17 protein-coding genes and 1 tRNA gene are annotated in these 23157 nt (G+C 63.0%); 1 reads left to right on the forward strand and 17 read right to left on the reverse strand.

What is annotated here, in order from left to right:
• The 16 genes from WC509_08640 to WC509_08715 form a co-directional block, all read right to left on the reverse strand.
• On the reverse strand, positions 1-311 hold a 311-nt coding region (locus WC509_08640), incomplete at its 3' end, for an alcohol dehydrogenase catalytic domain-containing protein (GenBank protein ID MFA5007508.1).
• A 142-nt stretch (positions 312-453) separates the two neighbouring features.
• A complete protein-coding gene (locus tag WC509_08645; GenBank protein ID MFA5007509.1) occupies positions 454-1926 on the reverse strand; it encodes a hypothetical protein in 1473 nt (490 codons plus the stop codon).
• A 4-nt stretch (positions 1927-1930) separates the two neighbouring features.
• Positions 1931-2449, reverse strand: coding sequence for an NUDIX domain-containing protein (locus tag WC509_08650; GenBank protein ID MFA5007510.1), 519 nt, complete (start codon positions 2447-2449; stop codon positions 1931-1933).
• Positions 2450-2468: 19 nt separating this feature from the next.
• Positions 2469-3023: a GNAT family N-acetyltransferase gene (locus tag WC509_08655; protein MFA5007511.1), complete on the reverse strand. Its 555-nt coding sequence runs from the start codon at positions 3021-3023 to the stop codon at positions 2469-2471.
• 340 nt (positions 3024-3363) lie between these two features.
• Complete coding sequence (locus WC509_08660; protein MFA5007512.1) at positions 3364-5202, reverse strand: hypothetical protein; 1839 nt, start codon at positions 5200-5202, stop codon at positions 3364-3366.
• A gap of 280 nt (positions 5203-5482) precedes the next feature.
• Positions 5483-5557, reverse strand: a tRNA-Gly gene (locus WC509_08665).
• A gap of 124 nt (positions 5558-5681) precedes the next feature.
• Positions 5682-6920, reverse strand: a complete 1239-nt coding sequence (locus WC509_08670) for an MFS transporter (protein MFA5007513.1) — start codon at positions 6918-6920, stop codon at positions 5682-5684.
• Between the two features lie 93 nt (positions 6921-7013).
• The gene (locus WC509_08675) at positions 7014-8195 is read right to left on the reverse strand and encodes an ATP-binding protein (protein MFA5007514.1); all 1182 of its coding nucleotides are present in this window, start codon (positions 8193-8195) and stop codon (positions 7014-7016) included.
• Positions 8196-8310: 115 nt separating this feature from the next.
• Complete coding sequence (uidA, locus tag WC509_08680) at positions 8311-10026, reverse strand: beta-glucuronidase (protein ID MFA5007515.1); 1716 nt, start codon at positions 10024-10026, stop codon at positions 8311-8313.
• A gap of 53 nt (positions 10027-10079) precedes the next feature.
• Entirely contained in the window at positions 10080-11027 is a 948-nt protein-coding gene (locus tag WC509_08685) for a GGDEF domain-containing protein (GenBank protein ID MFA5007516.1), read from the reverse strand.
• A gap of 105 nt (positions 11028-11132) precedes the next feature.
• Positions 11133-12425: an extracellular solute-binding protein gene (locus WC509_08690; protein ID MFA5007517.1), complete on the reverse strand. Its 1293-nt coding sequence runs from the start codon at positions 12423-12425 to the stop codon at positions 11133-11135.
• Positions 12422-15304 (reverse strand): transporter substrate-binding domain-containing protein, encoded by a 2883-nt coding sequence (locus WC509_08695; protein MFA5007518.1) that lies wholly within the window; start codon positions 15302-15304, stop codon positions 12422-12424. The genes WC509_08690 and WC509_08695 overlap by 4 nt, the downstream gene beginning before the upstream one ends.
• 21 nt (positions 15305-15325) lie before the next feature.
• Positions 15326-16399, reverse strand: coding sequence for an HD domain-containing phosphohydrolase (locus tag WC509_08700; protein ID MFA5007519.1), 1074 nt, complete (start codon positions 16397-16399; stop codon positions 15326-15328).
• Positions 16400-16699: 300 nt separating this feature from the next.
• The gene (locus WC509_08705) at positions 16700-17527 is read right to left on the reverse strand and encodes a hypothetical protein (GenBank protein MFA5007520.1); all 828 of its coding nucleotides are present in this window, start codon (positions 17525-17527) and stop codon (positions 16700-16702) included.
• Positions 17520-18449, reverse strand: a complete 930-nt coding sequence (locus WC509_08710) for a glycyl-radical enzyme activating protein (GenBank protein ID MFA5007521.1) — start codon at positions 18447-18449, stop codon at positions 17520-17522. Before WC509_08710 ends, WC509_08705 begins: the two co-directional genes overlap by 8 nt.
• 1 nt (position 18450) lies before the next feature.
• Complete coding sequence (locus WC509_08715; GenBank protein ID MFA5007522.1) at positions 18451-20937, reverse strand: pyruvate formate lyase family protein; 2487 nt, start codon at positions 20935-20937, stop codon at positions 18451-18453.
• Between the two features lie 280 nt (positions 20938-21217).
• Here WC509_08715 and WC509_08720 point away from each other — a divergent pair, with 280 nt between their 5' ends.
• Entirely contained in the window at positions 21218-22102 is an 885-nt protein-coding gene (locus WC509_08720; protein ID MFA5007523.1) for a hypothetical protein, read from the forward strand.
• 65 nt (positions 22103-22167) lie between these two features.
• Here WC509_08720 and WC509_08725 read toward each other — a convergent pair.
• A partial coding sequence (locus tag WC509_08725) for an MFS transporter (protein ID MFA5007524.1) occupies positions 22168-23157 on the reverse strand: 990 nt, incomplete at its 5' end.

The following is a 23157-nucleotide window of genomic DNA, read 5'->3' on the forward strand; positions in this document are numbered from 1 at the left end:
ATGTGGGTCTCGGCGCTGACGAGGTCGCCGACCTTGACGAGGGTGACGTCGCTGCCGACCTTGACGATGCGTCCGGAGAATTCGTGTCCGACGGTGAGCGGGAGATGAAGCCGCTTCTTCGACCATTCGTCGTATCGCCAGATGTGCAGGTCGGTCCCGCAGAACGAGGCCATCGCCACGTGGACCAGGACCTCGTGGGGTCCGAGGTCCGTCGAGATCGTCTTCTCGACGATCGAGAAACCCTGTTCCGGCCGGTCCTTGACGACCGCCGTCATCGTGATCGTAGTTCGTGTTTCGGTATAGTCCTTCATGCGTACGCCCCTTCTGTTCCTCTCTCTTTACAAGCGCTTTCAGCCATAAACATTATATCATCTTTCACCCGCGGAAAAACACGGAAAATCGGTGAAAAGAAAGACGCCGCTTTCAGCGGCGCCGAGGGGGGTCTTCCGTCGCTCAGAAGTCCATCGCGAACCCGGCGGAAACGGTCTTCTCGCCGTCTCGGAACCGTTCGGAATAGGTCGCGCGGTACTTCATGAGGATCGGGGCGAGGCCGCGGACGGCGTTTCTAACGATCCGCTTGTCCAAGATCAGGAAATGGAACACGGTGCGTCGCTCGCAGAGCATGATCGAATACGGCACCGACCCGCCGGCGAAGTGGAGGCGGCGGTTCAACAGCGCGTCGAAGCGGTTCGCGAGATCCTTCCCCGACCCCGCGTCGGGGGCGGCGTCGAGGATGATCCGGCCGATCCCGACGCCGGCGGAGAAGACGTCGCGGATCACCGTCGCCTCCCAGTAGAGCAGGTCCTCGTCGAGTTCCATGAAGCAGGTGTGGACCACCTTGACATCGGCGAGTTCGCCGACGGGATCCTCCTCCGAGAGATCGAAGTATTCGTAGAAGCACTGCGGCGAGTCAAGTCCGCTTCGGTCCGCTTCCCGCGAATAGGCCTCGTCGACGATGTTCTCGTAGGCTTTGACGGAGACGCGGTGGTATGCCGGATCGTCGACGTCGATCGCCTTCTCGTGGTAATCGAGGTCGAAGCCCGAGTCGTCGACGAAGCGGATCGAGTTCATCGCGCCCATCAGCTTGTGCTCGCCCATCTTCTCGCAGAGGTAGAGGAAGGCGTCGTCGGGTGCCGAGTCCTTCGAGGCGTCGGGGACGAGGATCGAGAGGTCGAACCGCGGCCGGTCGATCCGAACCGGCTGGAAAAGGACCTCCGGCGGCCGCCGGTCGATCCGGTCGGCTTTGCCCTCGTCGAGACGCTTGTAAAGCCCCTTCGGGAAGGACGAGAGGACGTCGATCCGCTCGGTGAAGTCGGACGGGGCGGTGTAGGCGAGGTACTGGGCGACGAGGTGGAGGAAGTCGTTTCCGCCGCCGGAGAACATCAGGACCGGCTTGTCTTCCTTCATCCCGGCGCCGACGAAGACGTCGGGGATCGAGAAGCGGAGTCGGTCGACTTCGCGTGCGAAACGCTGGAATCGTCCCCTGGCCGCAAGTTCGGACAGCTTCGGGAGGATCCCCCGGAGCCGCCGCCAGAAGGCCGAAGAGTAGAACAGGAAGCCGGGGTCGAAGCCGCGCTCGTAGAGCGGGCAATGGTCCAGCATGTCGAGCGCCGGACAGCGCTCCATCCCGCGGTCGTGCGCGCCGCCCTTCCAGCGGCATCCCTGGCACTTCTTCTCCGCTTCGGACAGTTTCCTTTCGAACGTTTCGGACGGCAGGACCTCGACCTCGACCGTCGCGCAGAGGTCGTCGAGGAGGACGCTTGCGGCTTCGTCCGCGCCTTCGCGGAAGACGGGCGCGCAGGCGTGCTCCTGCTTCAGCTTCGCGAGCGCGACCGGACGCATAAGGTCGGCCGTCTTCAGGAAGACGTCCGGATCGTTTCCCTCGGGGAGGAGGTAATAATCGCCGTCGTGCCAGAGCGCCTTCATCGGTTCAGCTCCGGCGAACGCCCATGGCGTCCGCGACGAAGCCCAGGTATTCGTCGAGCCGCTTCGCGATCGGGGCGGCGACGTCGCCCGTGCGGCACATCTCCGTGAAGACCTCGGGCGTGACGAGCTTCCAGTCGACGGTCTCGCCGTCCTGGAGCCGGATGTCTTCGGAACGCACCTCGCGCACGGCGACGAAGGTGCGGAAATGGGTGTTCCCGAGCATCGCGAAAGAGGCGACCAGCCTGAGGTCGTCCCGACGAACGACGAGGCCGGTCTCCTCGCCGAGTTCCCGGACCGCGGCGGTGACGGCGTCCTCGCCCTGAAGGGCGGACCCGCCGGTGATCTCCCACTTGAGCGGGAAGGTCTTGCGCGGATCGCGCCGCGTCAGGAGCATCTTTCCGTCGGGCGTGAGGGTCAGCACCTCGACCACGAGGTGGTACCATCCCGTCGGAATCGGACGGTCGCGTTCGATTGCGCCGACGAGCAGATTGAAGTCGATGTCGTATGCGTCCCAGAGTTCCATAGGTGTCCTTTCTTCCCATTCACGGATTGCGAATGCGCTTGGCGAGCCAGATGTCGGGTTTCCCGAAGCCGTTGGCGTCGGGAATCACCCCGACGATCTTATACTCCATCTTCACGTAGAATCCGTACGGATGGCGGTTGAAGTTTTCGATGTGTTCGATCCGCTCGAAGGTGCGGTCGTAGAGGTCGCAGCCATAGAGCGAGGTCGTCCCGAACTCGTCGTCCGAGCCGAGGTAGATCGTGATCCCGCCGTGGTTCGCGACTTCGGCCTCGAGCGCCCTGATCAGCGCCGTGCCGACGCCGCGCGAGCGGTATTCCCGCGCGACCATGATCGGATGGAGTTCCCATCCCGTGGTGCCGTACTGCGGGATCGCGCCGACGAAGCCGACGAGGCGGCCGCCGGATACGGCCGCGATCGCGACGCGGTCGTCCGCGAGGCATTCGTCCGCCTCTTCGGGACCGATGTCGGCGTAGGTATGGGGGAAGACGGCCGCAAACATCGCGGCCAGTTCATGGCGCATGCAGGCGTCTTCGCGGGGAAACGTGACGACGTCGATCCGTCCGTTCTTCTCCATGCGTCGATCCCTCCTTCTCGGGTCGTATCCATTTTACCATCGAATGGAAGAAAACGCATCACGGATTCGGTTCCCGAACGCAGGAAAGACATGTGAAACATTTGCCCGTTTCGGCCGCCGGTTTGTTTCACATTTCGGTTCGACGGCGGATGCGTCAAAACGAATCGAAGAAAAGAAATACGCCGCCTGACGGCGACGTACTGGATCACTGAATCGATTCCCATCTCGTTCTACCGGCAATCCGGACAGGGAGTGAATTCCATCGCCCACATCGGCTCATGATGTCCATACGGGAGACGGACGGTCGGGGATGAGCGATTCGCGACGATGCATGACCGGCCTATGGACGATAGGTGAAGGTTGCATTCACGACATCGTCGGCCGACCAGTCGACCACGTCATAAATTCTCAGCAGGAACCGGACGGCGGTGACGATGTCGATGTCGCATTCCGCGAAATCGGACTCGTAGAAATCGATCGTGGTGACGTACTTGCTTCCGGGTACCAGGCTGGATGCCCAGTACGGATCGATCGCGAAGCCGTTGACCGCGACGTCGTCCCATGTGAACATCAGTTCCGCGTCGGTCTTGTTTTCGAGGAATACGGTGAGGATGTAATCCCCGTCGTCGTCGAACGATTCGATGATGACGAACGTCACCGACTCGTCGTCGAGGACGACGAATTCCGCATCGCCCGAGGGTCGCGCAGGCGACACGACCTCATCTTCCGTCAGGCCGGTCGGATAGATGACGAATCTACCGTCGATCAGATCGTCCGCCATCCAGTCGTCGTCGTCGTCATAGATCCTGACGTACAATTCGATCTTGTCCGCGGAGACGATTCCGGAATCCCGGAACCCGGATTCCGACAGATGAATCGTCGTGACGGCCTTCGAACCGGGATACAGCGCGCATGCCCAGAACGAGCTGATTAGGTACCCGTTCACGACCACGTCATCGACGGTGAACATCATCGTCTGTTCGGTCGACTTGTTCTCGATGTACACGTCCAGGGAATAACCCCATATGTCGTCTATGTACGTGTCGAAGACGACGAAGGTTGCATGGTCATCGTCGACGAGGACGGCCTCGCTCGGGCTTGTCGGTCGCGCCGGCGACACGACGTCCGCTTCCGACAGCCCCGTCGGATAGATGACGAAACGATCGTTGACGAGATCGTCCGCAGACCAATCGTCGCTATCGTAGACTCTCAGATACAAGACGACCTGATCCACCGTGACGATACCGGATTTTTCCAGATCCGCCTCGTAGAAATCGATCGTGTCGATGGATTTCGTCGCGGCCGGAAGCGAATCGTAGAACCATGCGCTGATGTCGTAACCGTTGACGATCGCGGCATCCAGCACGAACATCAGTTCCATATCGTCGGTCTTGTTTTCGTAATAGACGGACAGTACGAAATCCCCATCGTCGTCGTATGCCCTCCTGATCGTGATGTTCAGATTCGCGTCATCGACGAGAACCTGGTCGCTGATCGGGTAGGCTTCCATTTCCCTCAAGGCTTGATAGGTCGCGTCCCCCGTGACGGCGACGATCGTCGGCGACCACCCCGAGTAATCCCACTGGTCGGTATCCTCGGGCAATGCATGCGTCGGGGTCGACCCGTAGGCGACCCGGGTGGTGTCGATCACGACATCGTCGGCACCGATCCATGTGACCGTATATTGTTTCACTTCCCTCACGGCGGTGTAGGTGCAATCGTCCGTGACGGACGTCAGCGTGGGAGTCCATCCCAGATAGCGCCATTGATTCGTGTCCTGCGGCAGCGCATGGGAGGCGATTGATCCGTATATCGCATCGGTTCGCTCGAGGACCGCACCGTCGCCGTCCCTCCAGGTCACGCGATACTCTCTCGGCGCCCCTTGTTCGAACTCCGCGACGTACTTCTGGTCCCGGGTCGCGGCGACGATCGCGGGAGACCATCCGGTAAAGGCGTATTGATACTGCGCATCGGATTTCACCGGCGTTACGCCATCGTACAGGGGCGTCGATCCCTCCTCGACGTTTCGGTCGGTTTCCACGATCACGCCTTCGACTTCCCAGACGATCGTGTACGTCGTCGTGCTCGGTTCGGTCGTCATCTGAAGGCCGCACGCCGACAACACGAGAACCAATCCCGCGATCAGCGGAATGCCCAGCCTTTGAGTCCATGTCTTCATCATCGTCATCCTCCGCGCATCATTTCGCAATCAGTCGGTAAAAACGAAAGATTTCTGCATCCACATGTTCTATTGTATCACTTGTGGTGTGGAATTATATCCATCGTCGTGGGGATTCGATCCTGTTTCGCAACGATCCCGCGGCCACACGAATCATCCCGGTTCGAAAGCTCGAAACGTTTCCTCGTAATCGTTCTTCGATGAGATGCGCCATGGACCACGGTGCCATGCGCGCATGGAAAAAGAAAAAACGCCGCCTGTTGGCGACGTGTTGGTCCGATGGAGCAAGCGAGGGGAATCGAACCCCCATCTTCAGCATGGCAAGCTGACATACTAACCGTTGTACTACACCTGCGTCCTGTCTTTTTACCGCTCTTCTATTTTAACCAATGTGCGGAAAAAAGGCAAGTCCTTTGTAAAAACTTTTTATCGCGCGCGCGAACCGCGGGAATCCCTTCCGGGGCGCGGTCGGGGCGTCCTCAGGAGGCGGCCGCCGCGTCCGGCGTCGCCGCCTTGGGCGCACCTGCGCGCCTCAGCCCGCGGTTTGTGACGGTGAAGCCGCCGATCAGAAGCAGGACGGCGCCGCAGAGGACGAGGATCGTGCCGATCGGGACGGTGTCGGCGATCGGTCCGAAGACGAGCATCCCGATCGGCATCGCCGACCCGGAGAGCATCCCCATCACGCTGAAGACGCGGCCCATGTACTCGTGGTCGACCTTCTCCTGCAGCATCACCATCGCCGGGGTGTTGTAGAAGGGGAGGGCGAGCCCCGTCGCGAGCATGAACCCGAGGTAGATCCAGAAGTTCTCGGAGAGGCCGATCCCGAAGCTCATCGCCGACATCACGCCGAGGGAGACGACCATCGTCGTCATCCGGTTCCTGAAGCCGCCGAGGGCGGCGACGAGGAAGCCGCCCAGGGTCATCCCGGCGGAGAAGGCGATCTCGATCGCCGAGAGCCGCCAGACCTCGTCCCCGAAGGTGCGGACCACCTGCAGGGGGGTGAGGAAGGCGAGCGGTGCGATGAAGAACATCACCGTCGTCGTGAAGACGAAGAACGGAATCAGAAAATGGTGTTCCCTGATGTACTTCAGGCCGAGTTTCATGTCCTTGAGGTAGTCGACCTTGCAGCCGTCGCCGACGCATTCGAGTTTCGGAATCTTCACGAACAGCAAAAGCGTCGCGACCGCGATCGCGGCCGTGGCGAAGTCGAGAGAGAACATCAGTTCGAGCGAGGTGAACTGGAGGAGGGCGGCGCCGGCGATCGGGGCGATGATCATCGTCGCCGACTGGATTCCGCCGGCGACCCCCTGCACCTTCATCAGATGTTCCTGGGGGACCATCTTCGGATAGCTCGCGGAGACCGCCGGGGAATGCACCGCCTGGCCGAACGAGCGCAGGATCGAGACGGCGAAGAGCACCCAGATCTCGCGGTAGCCGAGGGCGAAGACGACGGCGGTGAGGATCGAGACGACCGCGATCGCGGAATCGGCGATCGCGATCATCTTCTTGCGGTCGTAGCGGTCCGCCCACACCCCGGCGAACGGGGCGAGCAGGATCTGGGGGATGAAGCCGCAGAGGATCGAGATCGTCATCATGACGCCCGACTGGGTCGTCAGGGTGATGTGCCAGGTGATGGCGTATTGGACCAGCATCGAGCCGAAGAGCGAGACCGTCTGCCCGACGACGAATAGCGTGATGTTCTTCTTCCAGTCGTTCATGGGGATTGTTTCCTTTCAAGTCGCACAGGTTCTATTATACATAGAAAGCATCCCCGAGGCAACGTTTCGGCCTCGGGGACGCTTGCGTTTCGGTCATTCGTCGAGAAGGAAGTCTTCGACGTTTCGGTGGACGACGCCCCTGCGGCTCATGTCGACGCGATCCATCGAGACGACGACCTTCGGATAATGGTCGTCGATCGCATCGAAAGCCGAGAACTCGCGTTCCCTCGTCGCTTCCGATTCCATCAGGTAAGCGACCTGATAATAGGTCGTCTTGCCGTTCCTCTCGGCGACGAAGTCGATTTCGCGATCGCCGACCTTCCCGACGTACACGCGGTATCCGCGCCGCAGGAGTTCGATGTAGACGATGTTCTCGAGGACCGACTCGATCGCCGCGCCGTTGTTTCCGACGAGCGCTTCCCTGGTGCCGTGGTCGGAGACGTAGTACTTCTCCTCCGTCTTCAGCATCGCCTTGCCGATCAGGTCGCCGCGGGGGACGCGGTGGATGAGGTACGCCGCCTGGGCGATTTCGAGGTAATGGAGGATAGTATCGACCGTCACCGCCAGCCGCTGCGACTTCAGAAACTTGGAGATGGACAGCGCGGAGAAGGTCTTTCCGATGTTGGCGTAGACATAACCGAGCAGTTTATCGAGGACGACGGCATTGCGGATCTGGTGCCTCGACACGATGTCCTGAAGGATCGCGGACCGATAGGAATCGCGCAGGGCCCCCATCGCCGCCTCATAGGAAAAACCGAAGGCTCCGATCGATGGAATCCCCCCGTAGGTGACGTAGTCGCGGAAGGTCGCATCGCGATGGAGCAGGCGGAACTCCGCATAGGAGAAAGGATGGACGAGGATCTCCACGTATCTGCCCGCGAGATACGTGGACAGGTCCGATGAAAGCAGGTCGGCGTTCGATCCCGTGACATACAGGTCGAAACGGCCCATCGCATGGAAACCGTTGACCGCCTTCTCCCATCCCTCGACACGGCCGACCTCGTCGAGGAACAGGTAAAGCGGTGTTCTTCTGCCTTCCGCCCAAACCAGCACGACGCGCGAAAGATCCCGGTAGTCGACGATGTCGAAATGCTCCGGCAATTCGAAGTTTATTTTCAGGATTCGGTCGGGTTCGACGCCGGATCGGACCAGCCTTTCGATGTACAGGTCGAGGAGCGTCGACTTCCCGACGCGGCGCATCCCCGTCAAGACCTTGACGAAGGGCTTGTCGCGGTTCTCGTCGAGTTTCGTCATGTAGTCGGATCGTTCGATCATGGTCATCACCTCGATTTCGATTATAGTCGAAACGGATCGATATGTCAATATATATTTCGATTATAGTCGAAATCGATGTCGCAATCAGGATCGATTTCGATCATGGTCGAAACGCTCACGAACTCCCGTCGTCTGCTTCCTTCCAGGCGTCCCTGAGCCAGTGCGCCGCCATCTTCGGCCGGCGATCGCGCGTGAAGACGCCCTTCCTGTTCCCGTCGAAGCGGGTGATCCCCTGCTTCGTCGCGAAGTCGGCGAAGTTCCAGACGTGCTCGCCGATCATGAACGAGAGCTTCGCAACCGTCTCGTGGTAGATCTTCAGGAACTCGACCTGATATTCTTCAGAGAAGATCGCCGGAGGCAGGGCGTGGTTCCCGGCGATCGTGTCGGCGCCGAACTCGGTGAGGAAGACCGGTTTCCCGAAGGTCTCGTGATATTCGCGGAGTTCGCGTTCGAGCTTCGGGGCGATCGCGTCGAGGTCGCCGACGTCGACGTACCAGCCGACGTAGCGGTTGACGCCGATCACGTCGGCGAACATGGCCGCCTTCGTCTCCCGCGCGCCGACGTTCTCGACGATCATGAGCGGCAGGTCTGTGAGTTCGCGCGCATGCTTGAAGACCGCTTCGAAATACGGTCCGGCGGCGGCCTCGTAGGTCGCCGCCTCGTTCGCGACCGACAGCATGACCACCGACGGATGGTTTTTGTCGCGCGCGACCAGGTCGGTCAACTGCTCCCTGTGGACGGAAAGCGTCCGTCCGTCGACGCCGCCCTCGGCGAAGACGGGGCGGTTCGACCAGTAGTTCATCCCGACCGCGGGGACCTCGTCGATCACGAGGATTCCGAGGCGGTCGGCGAGGTCGAGCATCTCGTCGGAATAGGGATAGTGGCTGGTGCGGAAGGAATTGGCGTTGGTCCATTGCAGGAGCGCGAAGTCCTTCGCGTTCAGGGCGGGGATCGACGCCTTCCCGACGAGCGGGTGGTCCTCGTGCATCCCGAACCCCCTGAAGAAGACGGGTTTGCCGTTCAGAAGGAACCTTCCGTCCTTCACCTCGACGTCGCGGATCCCGAACCGGACCTCGACCTCGTCGGTCGCGGTTTCGAGCCGGAGGGTGTAGAGGTTGCCCCGGCCGAGGTCCCAGAGGATCGGATCGGACAGGACGACGTCGCCGGTGGAACCGTCGCAGCGCGCGACGACGAGCCCCTCGGGGTCGAGGATCGTCGCCCTGGTCTTACCCTCGGCGTCGGAAGCGTAGGTCACGCGGGCGGTCGGACCGTGGCCCTTCGTCGCGACGACGACGTCGTCGATCGCGACCTTCGGGAAGGCGCACAGGAAGACGTCGCGGTGGATGCCGGTGAGGTTCGCGAAGTCGTGGTTGATCCGCTGGTACCGCCGTCCGTCCCGTTCCTCGATTTCGCCGATCGGAAGCGTCGAAAAGTCGAGGCGGTTGTCGAGGACGACCGAGAGGCGGAAGGAACCCGTCAGGGCGAGGTCCTCGGGCAGTCTCACCTCGAAGGGGAGGAAGCCGCCGTCGTGCCTGCCGAGGAGGATGCCCTCGGCGTAGACCTCGGCCCTGTGGGCGGCGGCGCCGAACCAGAGGCGCCACTCGACGTCGGGGATCGCCGGGACGGAGATCCGGCGTTCGTAACAGACCTTCCCGACATGGTCGCGGACCATGGCGTCGGGGAAGACCTCGCCGTAGCTCGAGGGCACGCCGATCGGCGTCGGAAAGGGAAGCGGCGCCTTCGCGTCGTGGTCGTCCGCGACGACCGCGAAATCCCAGATTCCGTTCAGGTTGATCGCGACGCGGCGCTTGTTCGTGGTCGGATGCAGCATGGTCGTTTCCTCCTCATTCATGGAAAAAGGCGCGGTGACCGCGCCTTCTGCGTTCAGATGCGGATGTCGCGGGCGTCGAACTCGGACTCCGTGAGATACTTGAAGCCGTCCTTGCCGGCGTTCTTGACCTCGTACATCACCTTGTCGGCCTTGTGGATCACGTCGTCGCCGCGTTCCGCGCGGACGATTCCGATCGAGACCGAGGGGATCCGCGCCATCCCGGGGATCCGGATCGCGCGGGTCTTCGCGAGGATGTCGGCGGCGATGCCGCGCATCTCCCCCTCGGAGCCGAAGAGCATCCCGATGAACTCGTCGCCGCCGAGGCGGTAGAACAGCGTGTCGTCGTGCTCGTGGGACTTCAGGATGTCCGAAAACGACCGCAGGAAGGCGTCGCCGACGACATGGCCGCAATGGTCGTTCACCGACTTGAAGTCGTCGAGATCAAGGTAGAAGGCGTGGAATCCGGGGTTCCGGTACCGGAGTCCGTAATGATAGTCGAGGGTGTACTTGTTGAAGAGGCCGGTGAGCGAGTCGCGGTGGGAGCGGTCGTGGTTCCGCTCCTCCGCGACCATCGTCGACGTGACGTCGGTGATGAATACCGAGTAGCAATCGGGATGGCGGTACACCGGACTCATGAGGACGTGGATCCAGAAGCGCTTCCCCTCGTGGAGGAGCGGGAAGGTGACGTTCGGTTCGCCGGTGGGGCGGGTCAGTTCGCCGTAGACGTAGTCGTAGTACTCCTTCCGCCCGGCGACGTCGGCGTAGCGGTTGTCGGGGTCGAAGCGTGCGAGGATCTCCTTCATCGCGATCGCGTCGGCGTCGGGAAAGCCGATCAGGGAAAGCGACCCCGAAATCACGCGCAGGCGCATCCGCTCGAGCGGCGCCCGCTCCGCGAACAGGTAGATGCGGTCCGGTCGCCCGAGCAGGATGTCGCCGACGACGTCGATGCCGTGGGTTTTCTTCAGTTCTTCGGATGCCTTCAGAAAACGGTCGTCAAGCAAGCTTTCGACCTCCTTCCTTTCAATTTCCAATCATCATTATAGAACGAAATCGCGAAAACGTCGAAGGTTTTTTCGTGAAAACGCCGGATTCGGCCGCACCGCGGCTCAATCGGCCGGCACCCGCAGGGCGTCGAGACGGTCCTCGAAGACCGCGAGTTCGTCCGTTGCGAGGGGCTCGCCGGTGAGGATGCGCCGGTACAGGTCGGTATAGACCACCTTCACGTCGGTCCACGAGACGAAGGCCGAGACGTCGAGGACGACGATCTCGGCGTCGCTCTGGACCATCGCGATCCCGGCCGCCATGATGCGGTCGGTGTTCGAGTCGCCGAGATGGCCGACGACCTCCGCGATCGGCGAGATCACGCCGCCGAGTTGCGAGCAGTACAGGTAGTTCGTCTCCGGATCGGAGATGAAGCGGAGCCAGGCGCGGGCGGCGTCGGGGTGCGGCGCACCGCCGACGATCCCGAAGGTCCAGGCGCCGGCGATCGACCCGGCGATCCCGGTGGACGAAGCGACCGGCGCCGGTCCGAGGACGTAGGCGAAAGGATCGGCGTCGTAGGCGGCGCCGACCGGACCCATGTGGCCGAAGCTCATCCAGAGGGACCCGGTATCGAGGAGCGCGGTCGGCTGGTTGACGGTCGAGAGGATGTTCTCGGGCAGGATCGCGCCTCCGGCCGCCATCGAGGCGAGGAGGTTCCACGCCTCCGCCGCGTGCGGATCGTCGATCGACGGGAACCCCGCCCCGAAGGCGACGGCCATCCCGCCGAGCGGGTAGAGGAGCTGCGATCCAGAAGCCGACATCGGCACGCCGGCGTGGGGGGATCCCGAACCGTCGCGGATCGCGATCGCCCAGGCGGCGTAGTCCTCCCAGGTGATGCGTTCGATCGCGACGACCTCGTCTTCCTGGTTCCGGACGACCTCGACGGTCGCCGGCATGAAGGGAAGCGCGGCGCGGTTGACGATCGTGAGGTAGACGTCGAAGGAGACGGGCATGAAGTACCTCGCCCCATCCCGCGAGGTGTAGGGGTCGAACATCGTCGTGAAGGTCCGGTCCCGAAGCGTCGCGAGGTATGCGGAGACGTCCTCCATCAGCCCGCGATCGAGGTACGCCTTCATGTTCGCGGTGTCGACCATGACGACGTCGGTGACGACGTCCGAAGCGGCTTCGGCCGCGATCGCGTCGGCCAGATCGGCCGGCAGCGCGTAGGTGAGTTCGACGGTGATGCCGGTCTCGGCCTCGAACAGGCGCACGAACGTGCGGAAGAAGACCTTCTCGGAGGGTTGCTGCAACCCGGAGAGGACCAGGTTCAGGACGGGTTCCGCGGTCGTCGACTGCCGGCACGCGAGCGATGCGAAACCGGACAGAAGGACGACGAGCGCGATCAGGAGGCGTTTCATGAGGCCGCTCCGTCGGCGACGTCCGCGCCGATTTCCCGAAGCGTCGTCCGGAGCGCCGCGACGAACGCGGCCGTCTCGCGGGCGATCGCTTCCGCGTCGTTTCCGTCGATCGCCTTCATGAGCGCGACCGCGGCGTCGTGAACCGCCTTCGCGCCGATGCTTCCGGAACTTCCCTTGATCTTGTGGGCGATCTGCCGCGCGGCCGGGTAGTCCTTCGCGGCGACGGCCTTCGCGAGGTCGGAGGCGGTCTTCTCGTTCTCGCCGCGGAACGCGGCCAGGATCGCCTCGTAGAGGGCGGCGTCGCCGCCGATGCTGCGGAGTCCGAGACGGCGGTCGATCGCGGTCGGCTCCTCCGTCTTCGCGGGCGCGGAGCCGCGCAGGATCGCGCGCACCGAGTCGGCGAACCGCTCCGGTTCGAACGGCTTGGAGATCGAGTGGAGCATGCCGTGCTGGGCGCATTTCTCCTTCACGCCGGCGACGACCTCGGCGGTCATCGCGACGATCGGGACGGCGGGATCGAGCCTGCGGATCGCATCGGCGGCGGCGTATCCGTTCATCACCGGCATGTGCAGGTCCATGAGGACGAGTGCGACCTTGCCGGCTTCCTTTTCGAAGAGTTCGACCGCTTCCTTGCCGTCGCCGGCGGAGACGGTCGCAAAGCCGGCCTGCTCGAGCAGCAGGCGGGCGATCATCTGGTTGGTGGCGTTGTCGTCGACGATCATGATCGTCCGGTGTTCGAGATCGAGCGCCAGCGGCGCGTTCTCCTCGTACGCCTCGCTGTCGGCGACGGCGCGGTGGGCGAAGATCTCGATCACGGCGTTGTGGAGGACGGAGGGGATGATCGGCTTGCCGACGCCGATGTCGATCCCGTGTTCGTCGAGCTTGTCGAACAGGTCGGTGCGCTGCATCGGCAGCAGCATGACGATCTTCGGCAGATTCGGGATGCGGGGATTCTGGCGCAGTTTGGCGACGAAGTCGAAGCCGAGCTCGGCCGGCGTCTCGTAGTCGAGGATGAAGAGGTCGAACGGCTTCGCCGAAAGCGACCCGGTGTTCTCGAGGAGGCTTGTCGCCGCGGCCGGGCTGGTCGTCAGCTCCGAGGAAAGGCCGAAGGCGGAGAGGTAGGAATCCATGATGTTCATCGTCGAGGCGGTCCGTTCGAGGACGAGCGTGCGGAGGTTCCGGAGATAGAGCGAGGAGCCGTCCTTGCGGTCTTCCTCCTCGCGCTCGCGGTCGCAGTCGAGGGACAGCGAGACCACGAAACTCGAACCCTGGCCCTCGGTGGAATAGACCTTGATGGTCCCTCCCATCATCTCGACGAGGTTCTTGACGATCGAGAGCCCGAGGCCGGTGCCGCCGAAGCGGCGGTTGATCGAGGCGTCCGCCTGCGCGAACGGGACGAACAGGCCGTCGATCGCCTTCTCGGACATCCCGATGCCGGTGTCGACGACGGCGATCGCGAGGTGATGGCGGTCGCCCTCACGGGCGACGAGACGGATCTCGAGGGCGATCTCCCCCCGGTCCGTGAACTTGACGGCGTTGTTGAGCAGGTTCAGGAGGATCTGCTCGATGCGCTTCTGGTCGCCCTTGAACCACGACGGGATCGCCGGATCCTTCGTCAGCCGGAAGCCGAGCCCCTTCTCCTCGATCTTGACCGACATGATGCTGATCAGGTTCTGGACGGCCTGGTCGAGGCTGAAGGGACGGATCTCGAGTTCGACCTTCCCGGCCTCGATCTTGGCGTAGTCGAGGATGTCGTTGATGATCGAGAGCATCGTCGTCGACGCCTGGGTGATGCGGTCGGCGTACATCCGCTGGGTGCGGGTGATCTCGGTCTTCTTGAGCAGGTAGGACATGCCGGTGATGGCGTTGAGCGGCGTCCGGATCTCGTGGGACATGCGGGCCATGAAACTCGACTTGACGCCGTTGGCCTCCTCGGCCTCGCGCTTGGCGACCTCGAGGTCCGCCTGGATCCTCTTCCGGTTCGCGATCTCCTTCTTCAGCTTCAGGATCCAGTAGGCCGAGACGAGGGTGACGATCAGTCCGACCCCGCCGATGATGAGGGCGGTGCGGATGAGCGGACCGTAGTCGGTCTCGGTGGCGACGGTGACCCAGCGGGCGTTGATTTCGATGCGCTCTTCGGCGGTGATCGACGAGAGCGACTTGTTCAGGATGGTGACCAGTTCCGGCCAGTCCGTCCGCACCGCGAAATGCAGTCCGATCGGATCGTCCGTCGCGAGCGCGGTGAAGCGCAGGTTCGTGAGCGCCATCGACTTGATCATGTAGTCCGAGGTCGCGAGGTTTCCGACGAAGGCGACCTCGCTGCCGTCCGAGACGGCGGACAGGGCGTCCTGGACGGTGTCGTAGAGGCTCAGGTTGATCTCCGGATATTCGAGCAGGAAGCTGTGGTGCGAACTGTTCGTCTGGACCGCGACGGTCATTCCGAACAGATCCTCGATGCCCCTGATCGACGTGTTGTCGTTCAGGGTCACGATCACGCGCTTGACCTCGTAGTACATGTCGGAGAAGAGGAAGAACGCTTCCCGCGCCGGCGTCTTCGAGACCGCCGGGAGGATGTCGATGTGGCCGGCGAGGGCTTCGAAGTAGGCTTCCGACCACGTCAAATCGGGGACCACCTGGAAATCGATCCCCGTCTTCTCTTCGATGATCGCCACGTAGTCCGAGGCGATGCCGAGATACTCGCCGTCTTCGATGAACTCGAAGGGCACGAATCCCGGGTCGACCCCGAGGGTGACGATGGGATGGGCGGCGATGAACGCCTCTTCCTCGTCGGTCCAGACGATCCCGTCGGCGGCGGACACGAACGCCGTCGAGAGTCCGACCAGCACCAGGAGCAGGAACGAAAGCAACGCCTTCTTCATGCGGATCGCCTCCGATGCCGCTCAGCGGCTGTATTGTTCGGCGATCGTGCGGATGTCGTCGACGATCTCGAGGAAGGCGAAGGCGACGTCGGGATCGAAATGGGTCCCGGCGCCCTCGCGGATGATCGCGACCGAGGTGTCGTAGGAGAAGGCCTCCTTGTAGACGCGCTTGCTGATGAGGGCGTCGAACACGTCGATGACCGCCATCAGCCGGCCCGGGAGAGAAATCTGCTCGCCCTTGAGGCCCTTCGGATAGCCGGTGCCGTCGTACTTCTCGTGGTGGCCGCCGATGATGTCGATCGCGGTCTTGACGAAGGACGGCACGAGGGCGTCGCCGACGACTTCGTTCTGAAGGGCGATGACCCCGTAATCGACGTGCTTCTTGATGACTTCGAACTCCTCCGGCGTCAGTTTCCCCGGTTTCAGGAGGATGTGGTCGGGAATCCCGACCTTGCCGATGTCGTGTAGCGGCGTGGTCGTGGTCAGTTCCCGGACGTAGGCGTCGGTCAGGATCTCCATGAACTTCGGCTTGGTCTGGAGGTGTTCGCAGAGCCGGTGCATCATCTTCTGGGTCCGGATGGTGTGGTTGTAGGACTCGTAGTTGCGCACTTCGAGCAGGCCGACGAGGGCGTGGATCGTGATGTCGCGCGTCCCGACGAGCTCGCGCGTGCGTTCGGCGACAAGCGAGTCGAGGACGACGTTGTCGGCTTCGACCTTCTTCTGCATGCTCTTCAGCTTGAGGTGGATGTCGATCCGGATCCGGAGCGACTGGATGTTGACGGGCTTGCGGATGTAGTCGACGGCGCCGAGTTCGAGGCCGCGGATCTCGTTTTCGATCTCGTCGAAGTTGGTGAGGATGATGACGCGGAGGCCGGCGTACCGGACGTCCGACCTGAGTCGCTCGAGAACCGCGAATCCGGTCATGACCGGCATGTTCAGGTCGAGAATGATCAGATCGATGTCGAGATTGCGGTCGATGGTTTCCATCGCTTCCGCGCCGTTCGTGGCGGTGAGGATGTCGAATTCCTTCAGCATGTTGGAGATGATCATGCGGTCGGTGAGGGAATCGTCGACGATCAGGATCTTGTACTTCAAGCCGAACCTCCTTTCGACACCGATGCTGGGGCGAACGTCTCGACGATCGCGACGCGTTTCGGCATGCCAATCGTGCAGCTTGACCTTTCTGGAGAAAATGGGCCGGGGCGAACCTTGAACGTGATTCCACGATAGATTCCGTTCACATATCTGTCGGCTTGATTATAGATGAAGCGCGGCGAATTGACAATGCTTCTGCCAAAAATTGCGCCATAATTCGACGGAATGATCCGATTCTTCACACGACGACGGAAGAAAAGGACGGAACCGCGTGTTCCGCGGTTCCGTCGAGCGTTCGATTCACTCGAGGCGGACGGCCTCGATCTTCGACTCCGGGTACACGTATCCGTGCACCGGCGGCATCGAGTTGTACACGCGGTCGATCGCGACCGTGCCGAAGCCCTTCTCGTCGAATCCCGAGAAGGATCCCTTCACGAGCACCGTCTCCATCGTCATCGAGAAGCCGAGGAGGGCGACCCTCGTTCCTGCGGCGAGGGGCGCGAGGAGTTCTCCGTACGGTTCGTTCCGAAGCACGATCGTCGACGGCGAGGCGGCTTGCGCCTGAATCGTCGGGACGATCGTCGGATAACCGTCGGAATCGATCCAGGAGAGGAACTTGAGGGTGTCGAGCTTGGCGAGGAAGCCTTCCGCCCACGGCTTCATCGCCGGGACGAAGGGACGCGCGTAGCGCTTTTTCCTGAGCAGCACGCGGATCGCGTTTGCGATCACCCTGCCCATCGGGAGGGTTTCTCCTTCCGTGATGTTCCGGAGCCTGAAGTAGTAGACCGTGTTGATCCCGAAGTAGGCGTTGTAGCGGTAGAGCGGCTGGTCGTTGTAGAGTTCGTACTCCGGTCCCTCCTTCTTCAGGTGGTCGTAGTCCATCGTCCCCCGCCAGAACCGCTTCGCGGGGTTCATGATCAGGAAGCCCGCCTGCGGGCGCTTCAGGACGAATTCCTTCGACAGGCCCTCGACGAACTTGCCGAAGCACATGACGTCCTCGCCCCGGCCCATCAGGGTCGAGAGCACGGTCACGTGCGGTCCGCCGGTCTCGTCGATGGTGCCGACGAGGCCGATCTTCACCGATTTCGCGAATTCCGCGTTTATCGCGTCGTTCAATCTGTCAGCCATGGGTTTCCTCCCGTTTCGTCATTCCGGTCCAGCGGACCTTGTCCATTCCGACGGCGTCGCGCGCGACCGCGGTCAGCCGTTCCATCGCTTCCCGCGTCATCAGCGGGGCGTCCTTGAACGCCCAGTCGAGCCCGAGGCGGGCGTACTTGTCGCGGGCGAGGTTGTTGAAGGCGCAGAGTTCCCAGCGCTCGAAGGCGATCCCGCGTTCCTTCAGGAACCTTCCGATCGCGGCGACGTTGTCCGATTCGTCGGTCGCCCCCGGGATCACCGGGGTGCGGATCCAGAGGCGGACGCCGGCCGCCGACAGGCGGACGAGGTTCTCCTTGATCGATCCGTTCGACACGCCGCAGAAGGACTTGTGCTTCTCCTCGTCGTCGAGCTTGAGGTCGTAGAGGAAGAGGTCGGCGACCGCGACCAGGCGTTCGACGGTCTTCCACGGCGCGAAGCCGGCGGTGTCGATCGCCACCCCGATTCCCGCCGCCTTCAGTTTCGCTGCGAGCAGGGCGGCCTCTTCGGCCTGGAGGAGGACCTCGCCGCCGGAGAGGGTGACGCCGCCCTCGGACCCGAAGTAGGCGCGGTCGCGGACGAGTTCGTCGTACAGGTCTTCGACCGTGCGGTGAAGACCGAGCGGACGCATCGCGTCCGCGGGACAGTTCTCGACGCAGGTCCCGCATTCGACGCACTTTTCGGGATCGATCGCGACGCCGTCCTTCGTCAGGACCGCGGCGCCTTCGGGACATCCGTCCGCGCAGGTACCGCAGCCGATGCAGTTCTGCCGGATCCACTCCTTCGCGATCCCGGGCGGGATCGACTCGGGGTTGTGGCACCAGGTGCACCGGAGCGGACAGCCCTTGAGGAAGACGGTGGTCCGGAGCCCGGGACCGTCCTCGGTGGACATCCGCTGGACGTTCAGGATCCGCATCTCAGCACTCCCCGTGGGATTCGCGGGCGATGATCTCGTCCTGGAGTTCGCGGCCGACGGTCACGAAGTAGGCGTTGTAGCCGGTGACGCGGACGAGCAGGTGGCGGTAGTCCTCGGGGTGCTTCTGCGCCTCCTTGAGCATCGCCGGGTCGAGGATGTTCACCTGGAGCGCGGTCCCGCCGTTTTCAGCATAGCCGCGCAGGAAGGACTTGAACTTGGCGAGGTGGTCGGGATTGTCGAGGAGCGTGGAGTTGAAGGAGATCGTGTGCGAGGCGCCGTTCGGGAGCACGTTCACGTACCCCTCGAAGTCGCCGCCGTCGGGATCCTTCCCGCCGAGGGCGGTGCCGACCGAATTGGCGTTCGCCGTGGGTCCGAACTTGTCGCGGCCGTTCACGGGGCAGATCGCGTTACTGAAGAACTCGCCCTGCTTCCGCCCGTCCGGGGACGCGGGAAGGAGGGAGCCGGCGGACGCCCAGTAGTTCCACGAGAGCATCCCGGGACGGAAGCGCCGCTTCGTCGACCGGGTCGCATGCTTCCAGCACTCGGAGGCGAAGAAGTCCATGTAGTCCTGCGCGAGCGCGTCGGCCTCGGGATCGTCGCGGCCGTACTTCGGGGCCTTGTGGATCGCCCTCGCGCGCAGGACCTCGTAGCCTTCCCAATTGGCGACGAGGGCGTCGCGGAGTTCCTCGAGGGTACAGGCCTTCGTATCGTAGACGAGATGCCTGACCGCCAGGAGCGAGTCGACGGTCGAGGCGAAGGTGACGCCCTCGACGGTCACGTAGCGGAGCTCGGCGCCGCCTTCGGTGACGTCCCTGGCGGAGGCGATCGTGCCGTTCACGAGGCAGGAGAGGTACGGGGTGTTCCCGTACTTCGCGCGGATCGACTCGGAGAGTTCGAAGGTGGCGGCGCTCCGCTTCACGAGATAGGCGGTCTGGGTCTTGACGGCTTCGTAGAAGTCGCGGAAGGTGATCAGTTCCCCGATCGGCTCGGTATGCGGCCCGTGCCGCCGGATCGGCAGGACCTTCCCCGACATGTCGTTCTTCTTGGGGGTGAGGTCCATGCCTTCGTTCAGGGCGAGTTCGACCGCCTTGTAGAGGTAGAGGTTGTCGTCGACGGTGCCGGAGCGGTCGTTGCCGACCATGGTGTTCTCGAGGCAGCCGACGGACGCGTAATCGGAAACGTTGTCCCGGTTGATCAGGGCTTCCTTCCGGTCGATCCGGGCCTCCCGGAGCAGTCCGGCGATCGACCGCTCGTCGAAGTTCAGGAGGAACGGCGCCCCCTGCGAGGAGGCGATCATCCCGACGACGCGGTCGAGGAGCCTCTCCGGGGAATTCCTGTGCAGGCGGACGTTCGGCTTCGGCTCGAGGAAAGGGGTGATGTCGTCGATCACGTCGAGGATCAGGTAGGTGAGGTCGTTGGTCGCGTCGTGGCCTTCGGAATCGCGGCCGGAAAGGTTGAAGAGCTGCCCGAAGCCGGCGGTGATGCCGTCGTTGCCGACGCGGATCTGGGCGTCGTACGCGGTGTTGCAGTGGACCCAGAAGCAGCCGAGGACGTCCTTCATCTGCGCATCCGTCATCCCCGCCTCCTTCGACTTCAGATAGTAGGGATGGAGGTAGCGGTCGATGTTTCCGAAGCTCACGCCCGGTCCCGGATAGTTCTCGTCGGTCATCACCAGCATGTGGGTGATCCAGAGCGACTGGATCGCCGACCAGAAGTCGAACGCCGGCTTCCACGGGACGACGGAAAGGTTCTCCGCCATCCGGAGGAGTTCGCCCTTCCGGACGGGGTCGGATTCCTTGTCGGCCGCCTCCAGGCAGACGCCGCGGTAGCGTTCCGCGAGTTCCCGCGGCATCTCGCTTGCGATCGCCATCGCCCGGATCTGGGCGCCCGCCTTCGACTCCTTCTCGCGTTCGGACATCGCGAGATAGCGCTCGTCGAGCTCCCTGCGGACGGATTCGAAGCCGCCCCGGAGGATCTTGGCGTAGTCGGGGATCAGGTGCCCGCAGGTCGAACCGACGTTCCCGAAGCCGTAGTAGTAATAGTCGAGGGCCTTCCTCCGCGCACCGTTTCTCCCGAACACGCGGCGGTTCCGGTCGGCGGCTTCCCGCTTCGTCAGGCAGTGCGAGGAGAGCATGTTGAAGCGGGCGCCGCAGAGGAGGTCGCCGGGAAGGAGTTCCGCCGGGGCGTGCTTCACGATCGCCTCCTTCAGGAAGGTCGCGCGCCGCTCCTTGAGGGTAAGATCCCAGTAGTGTTCCGGCAGGGGGATCGTCTTCGCCGCCTGGCGGGCGGACGAATAGAACGTCTGGTAGAACGGGATCGTCTCCGGAACGATGTAGTAGGTGAGCTCGTCGAACTGGAAATCCCACGGATTCCCGTCGGTGAAGCACAGGTACTCGTTGTTCCATGCGCGGCGCGCGCCTTCGAAATAGAAGTCGCGCAGCCGCTTCACGCGTTCGGACAGGTTCTTCGGTTCCTTCATCCGGGTCATCTCGTACCTCCGTCGGTGATTCCGTCAGGTTCATTATACTACGGATGGAACGTTTTGGAGAACGCTTTCATGACGCGGACGAAAAAAATGGGGAAGGATTCCACCCTCGCCGGGGAGTCAATCCCCGTCCAACGTGCGCGACCGGCCATCGCGGACGGGATTTGCCGCGGCTTCTCCCGCCTGCAAGTCGTTTTCATATAAAAACCCGCCGCATGCCATTGTACCCTATTCACTCATGTGATATCATACATTGAACGGTCGACCCGTCAGGAGGCATGGTTTGGCATACGATCCCAACGCGGACGACAAGGTCCGTGACGAAGACTTCCTTCCATTCGGCGCTCAGCCGATCCGCCCCGCGGCATCTCCATCGCGTTCCGGCTCCGTCCCGAGAAGCGTGACCGCGATCACCCCCGCACCGCCCGATCCCGAACTGGGCGCGCGCAACCGTCGCGTCCGCGAGAACGTTTCCCGCTTCGGCGGCTCCCTGTTCGCCTTCGTCGTGGCGGTCCTGATCACCGCATCCAGCGTCATTTCCGTCGTGGTCTCCGACATGTCGCTCGACGCCTCGACGTCCCAGCACTTCGCTCGATTCCTCGAAGTCGTCGAATATGTCTTCGGGATCGGCATCGCCTTCCTGACGATCGTCGCGATCTGGATGATCGTGTTGTCCTCGCGTTTCTCCGCCGCGGGCGGCCGCGGCCTCGGTTTCCGGATGATGCGGACGGTCGCCGTCCTGATCGCCGTCCGGCTTGTTCTTACCGGCATCGCCCTGATCCCCGTCGCCTTCGTCTCGCTGTTCGGCAGTTTCTTCGGCGCGGTGTTCGTCCTCGCCGTCCTCACCTTCGTATTCTGGTTCGCGATCCGCTTCATGAAGGCGCTCTTCGCCTTCCTCGACAAGCTGATTGCGATCACTTCGGACCGCGGTTCCGGGTATCATCCCGACCCCGGATCGCTCACGACGGGCCTGTTCGTAGTCGGCGGCCTGATGCTCTTCGTGGCGGTGCTTCTGCCGCTGCTCGGCGACTTCGACGGGATCACGTCCGATTTCGCCCTGCGACTCAAGACGAGCGCTTCGACCGCGCTGATCGGGATGACCTGGATCCTTGGCGGAGCGCTCCTGAAGAAATACATCAACGCCGTCTCGTCCGCTCCGGTCGAATGACCCGCCCTTCATCGAAAACGCCCCCGCGATCCCGCGGGGGCGTTTTTCGTCGATGGATGCGTCCGCTACCGCGCCAGTTTCCGATTGAGCGCCTCCGTCGCCGCGATCTGCAGGACCGCGAACAGGAAGAGCGCGTACGGAAGAAGGTCGAAGGTGGTGCGCGCGAACAGCTGGCCGGCGAGCGGCTGGATCACGAGGACGCCGAAGTAGGCCGCCCCCATCTGGAAGCCGACGATGTCGGGAGCGTACTTCTCCCCGAACCGGTCCGCGGTCGCGTGGATGAATCCGGGAAATACCGGGGCGGCCCCGAGGCCGACGAGCAATAGTCCGAGAAACGTCGTCGCGGCGCCGAAGGGAAGCGCGAGGACCGCGATCCCGACGGCGACGACGACCATCCCGAGGCGGATCATGGTCTTGTCGGAGAGGCGCATCGCGACGAACCCGGCGATGATCCGGCCGACCATGATCCCGCCGTAGTAAAAGGCGATCCAGCGGGACGCAACGGCGGGATCTATCGATCGCGTCGCGACCAGGAAGCTCGCCCCCCAGGTGCCGAGGGTGTTCTCGACGGCGCAGTAAAGCGCGATCCCGACCATCGCGAGCGCGACGCCCGGGATCCTGATCGGGCGGATTCGGGCGCCGGGAACCTCGAGTTCGTGGGCGCGGGGAGGAACCTGCAGTCGCAGAGCGGCCCGTTCGGCGTGGATTCTCGCCGACTTCTTCCAAAGCGGAAGGGACAGGAAGAGGACGAGGCAGAGGACGGACTGGACGATCGCGATCGTGCGGTAGCCGCCGCGCCAGTCGCCGCCGTCGGCCAGAAAGGCCGACATCACGAGCGGACCGATCGTCACGCCGACGCCCCAGAAACTGTGCAACCAGTTCATGTACTGCGGCTTGTAGTGGCGCGCGACATAGTCGTTCAGACCGGCATCGACGGCTCCGGCCCCGATCCCGAGCGGGATCGAGGATGCGATCGTCATCCAGATCGAAGTGGAGAAGGAGATCCCGCCGAGACCGAGGGCGGTGAGTCCGACGGAGACCGCGGTCACCCTCCC

The organism is Candidatus Izemoplasmatales bacterium, assembly GCA_041649275.1.
Classification (GTDB): domain Bacteria; phylum Bacillota_I; class Bacilli_A; order Izemoplasmatales; family Hujiaoplasmataceae; genus UBA12489.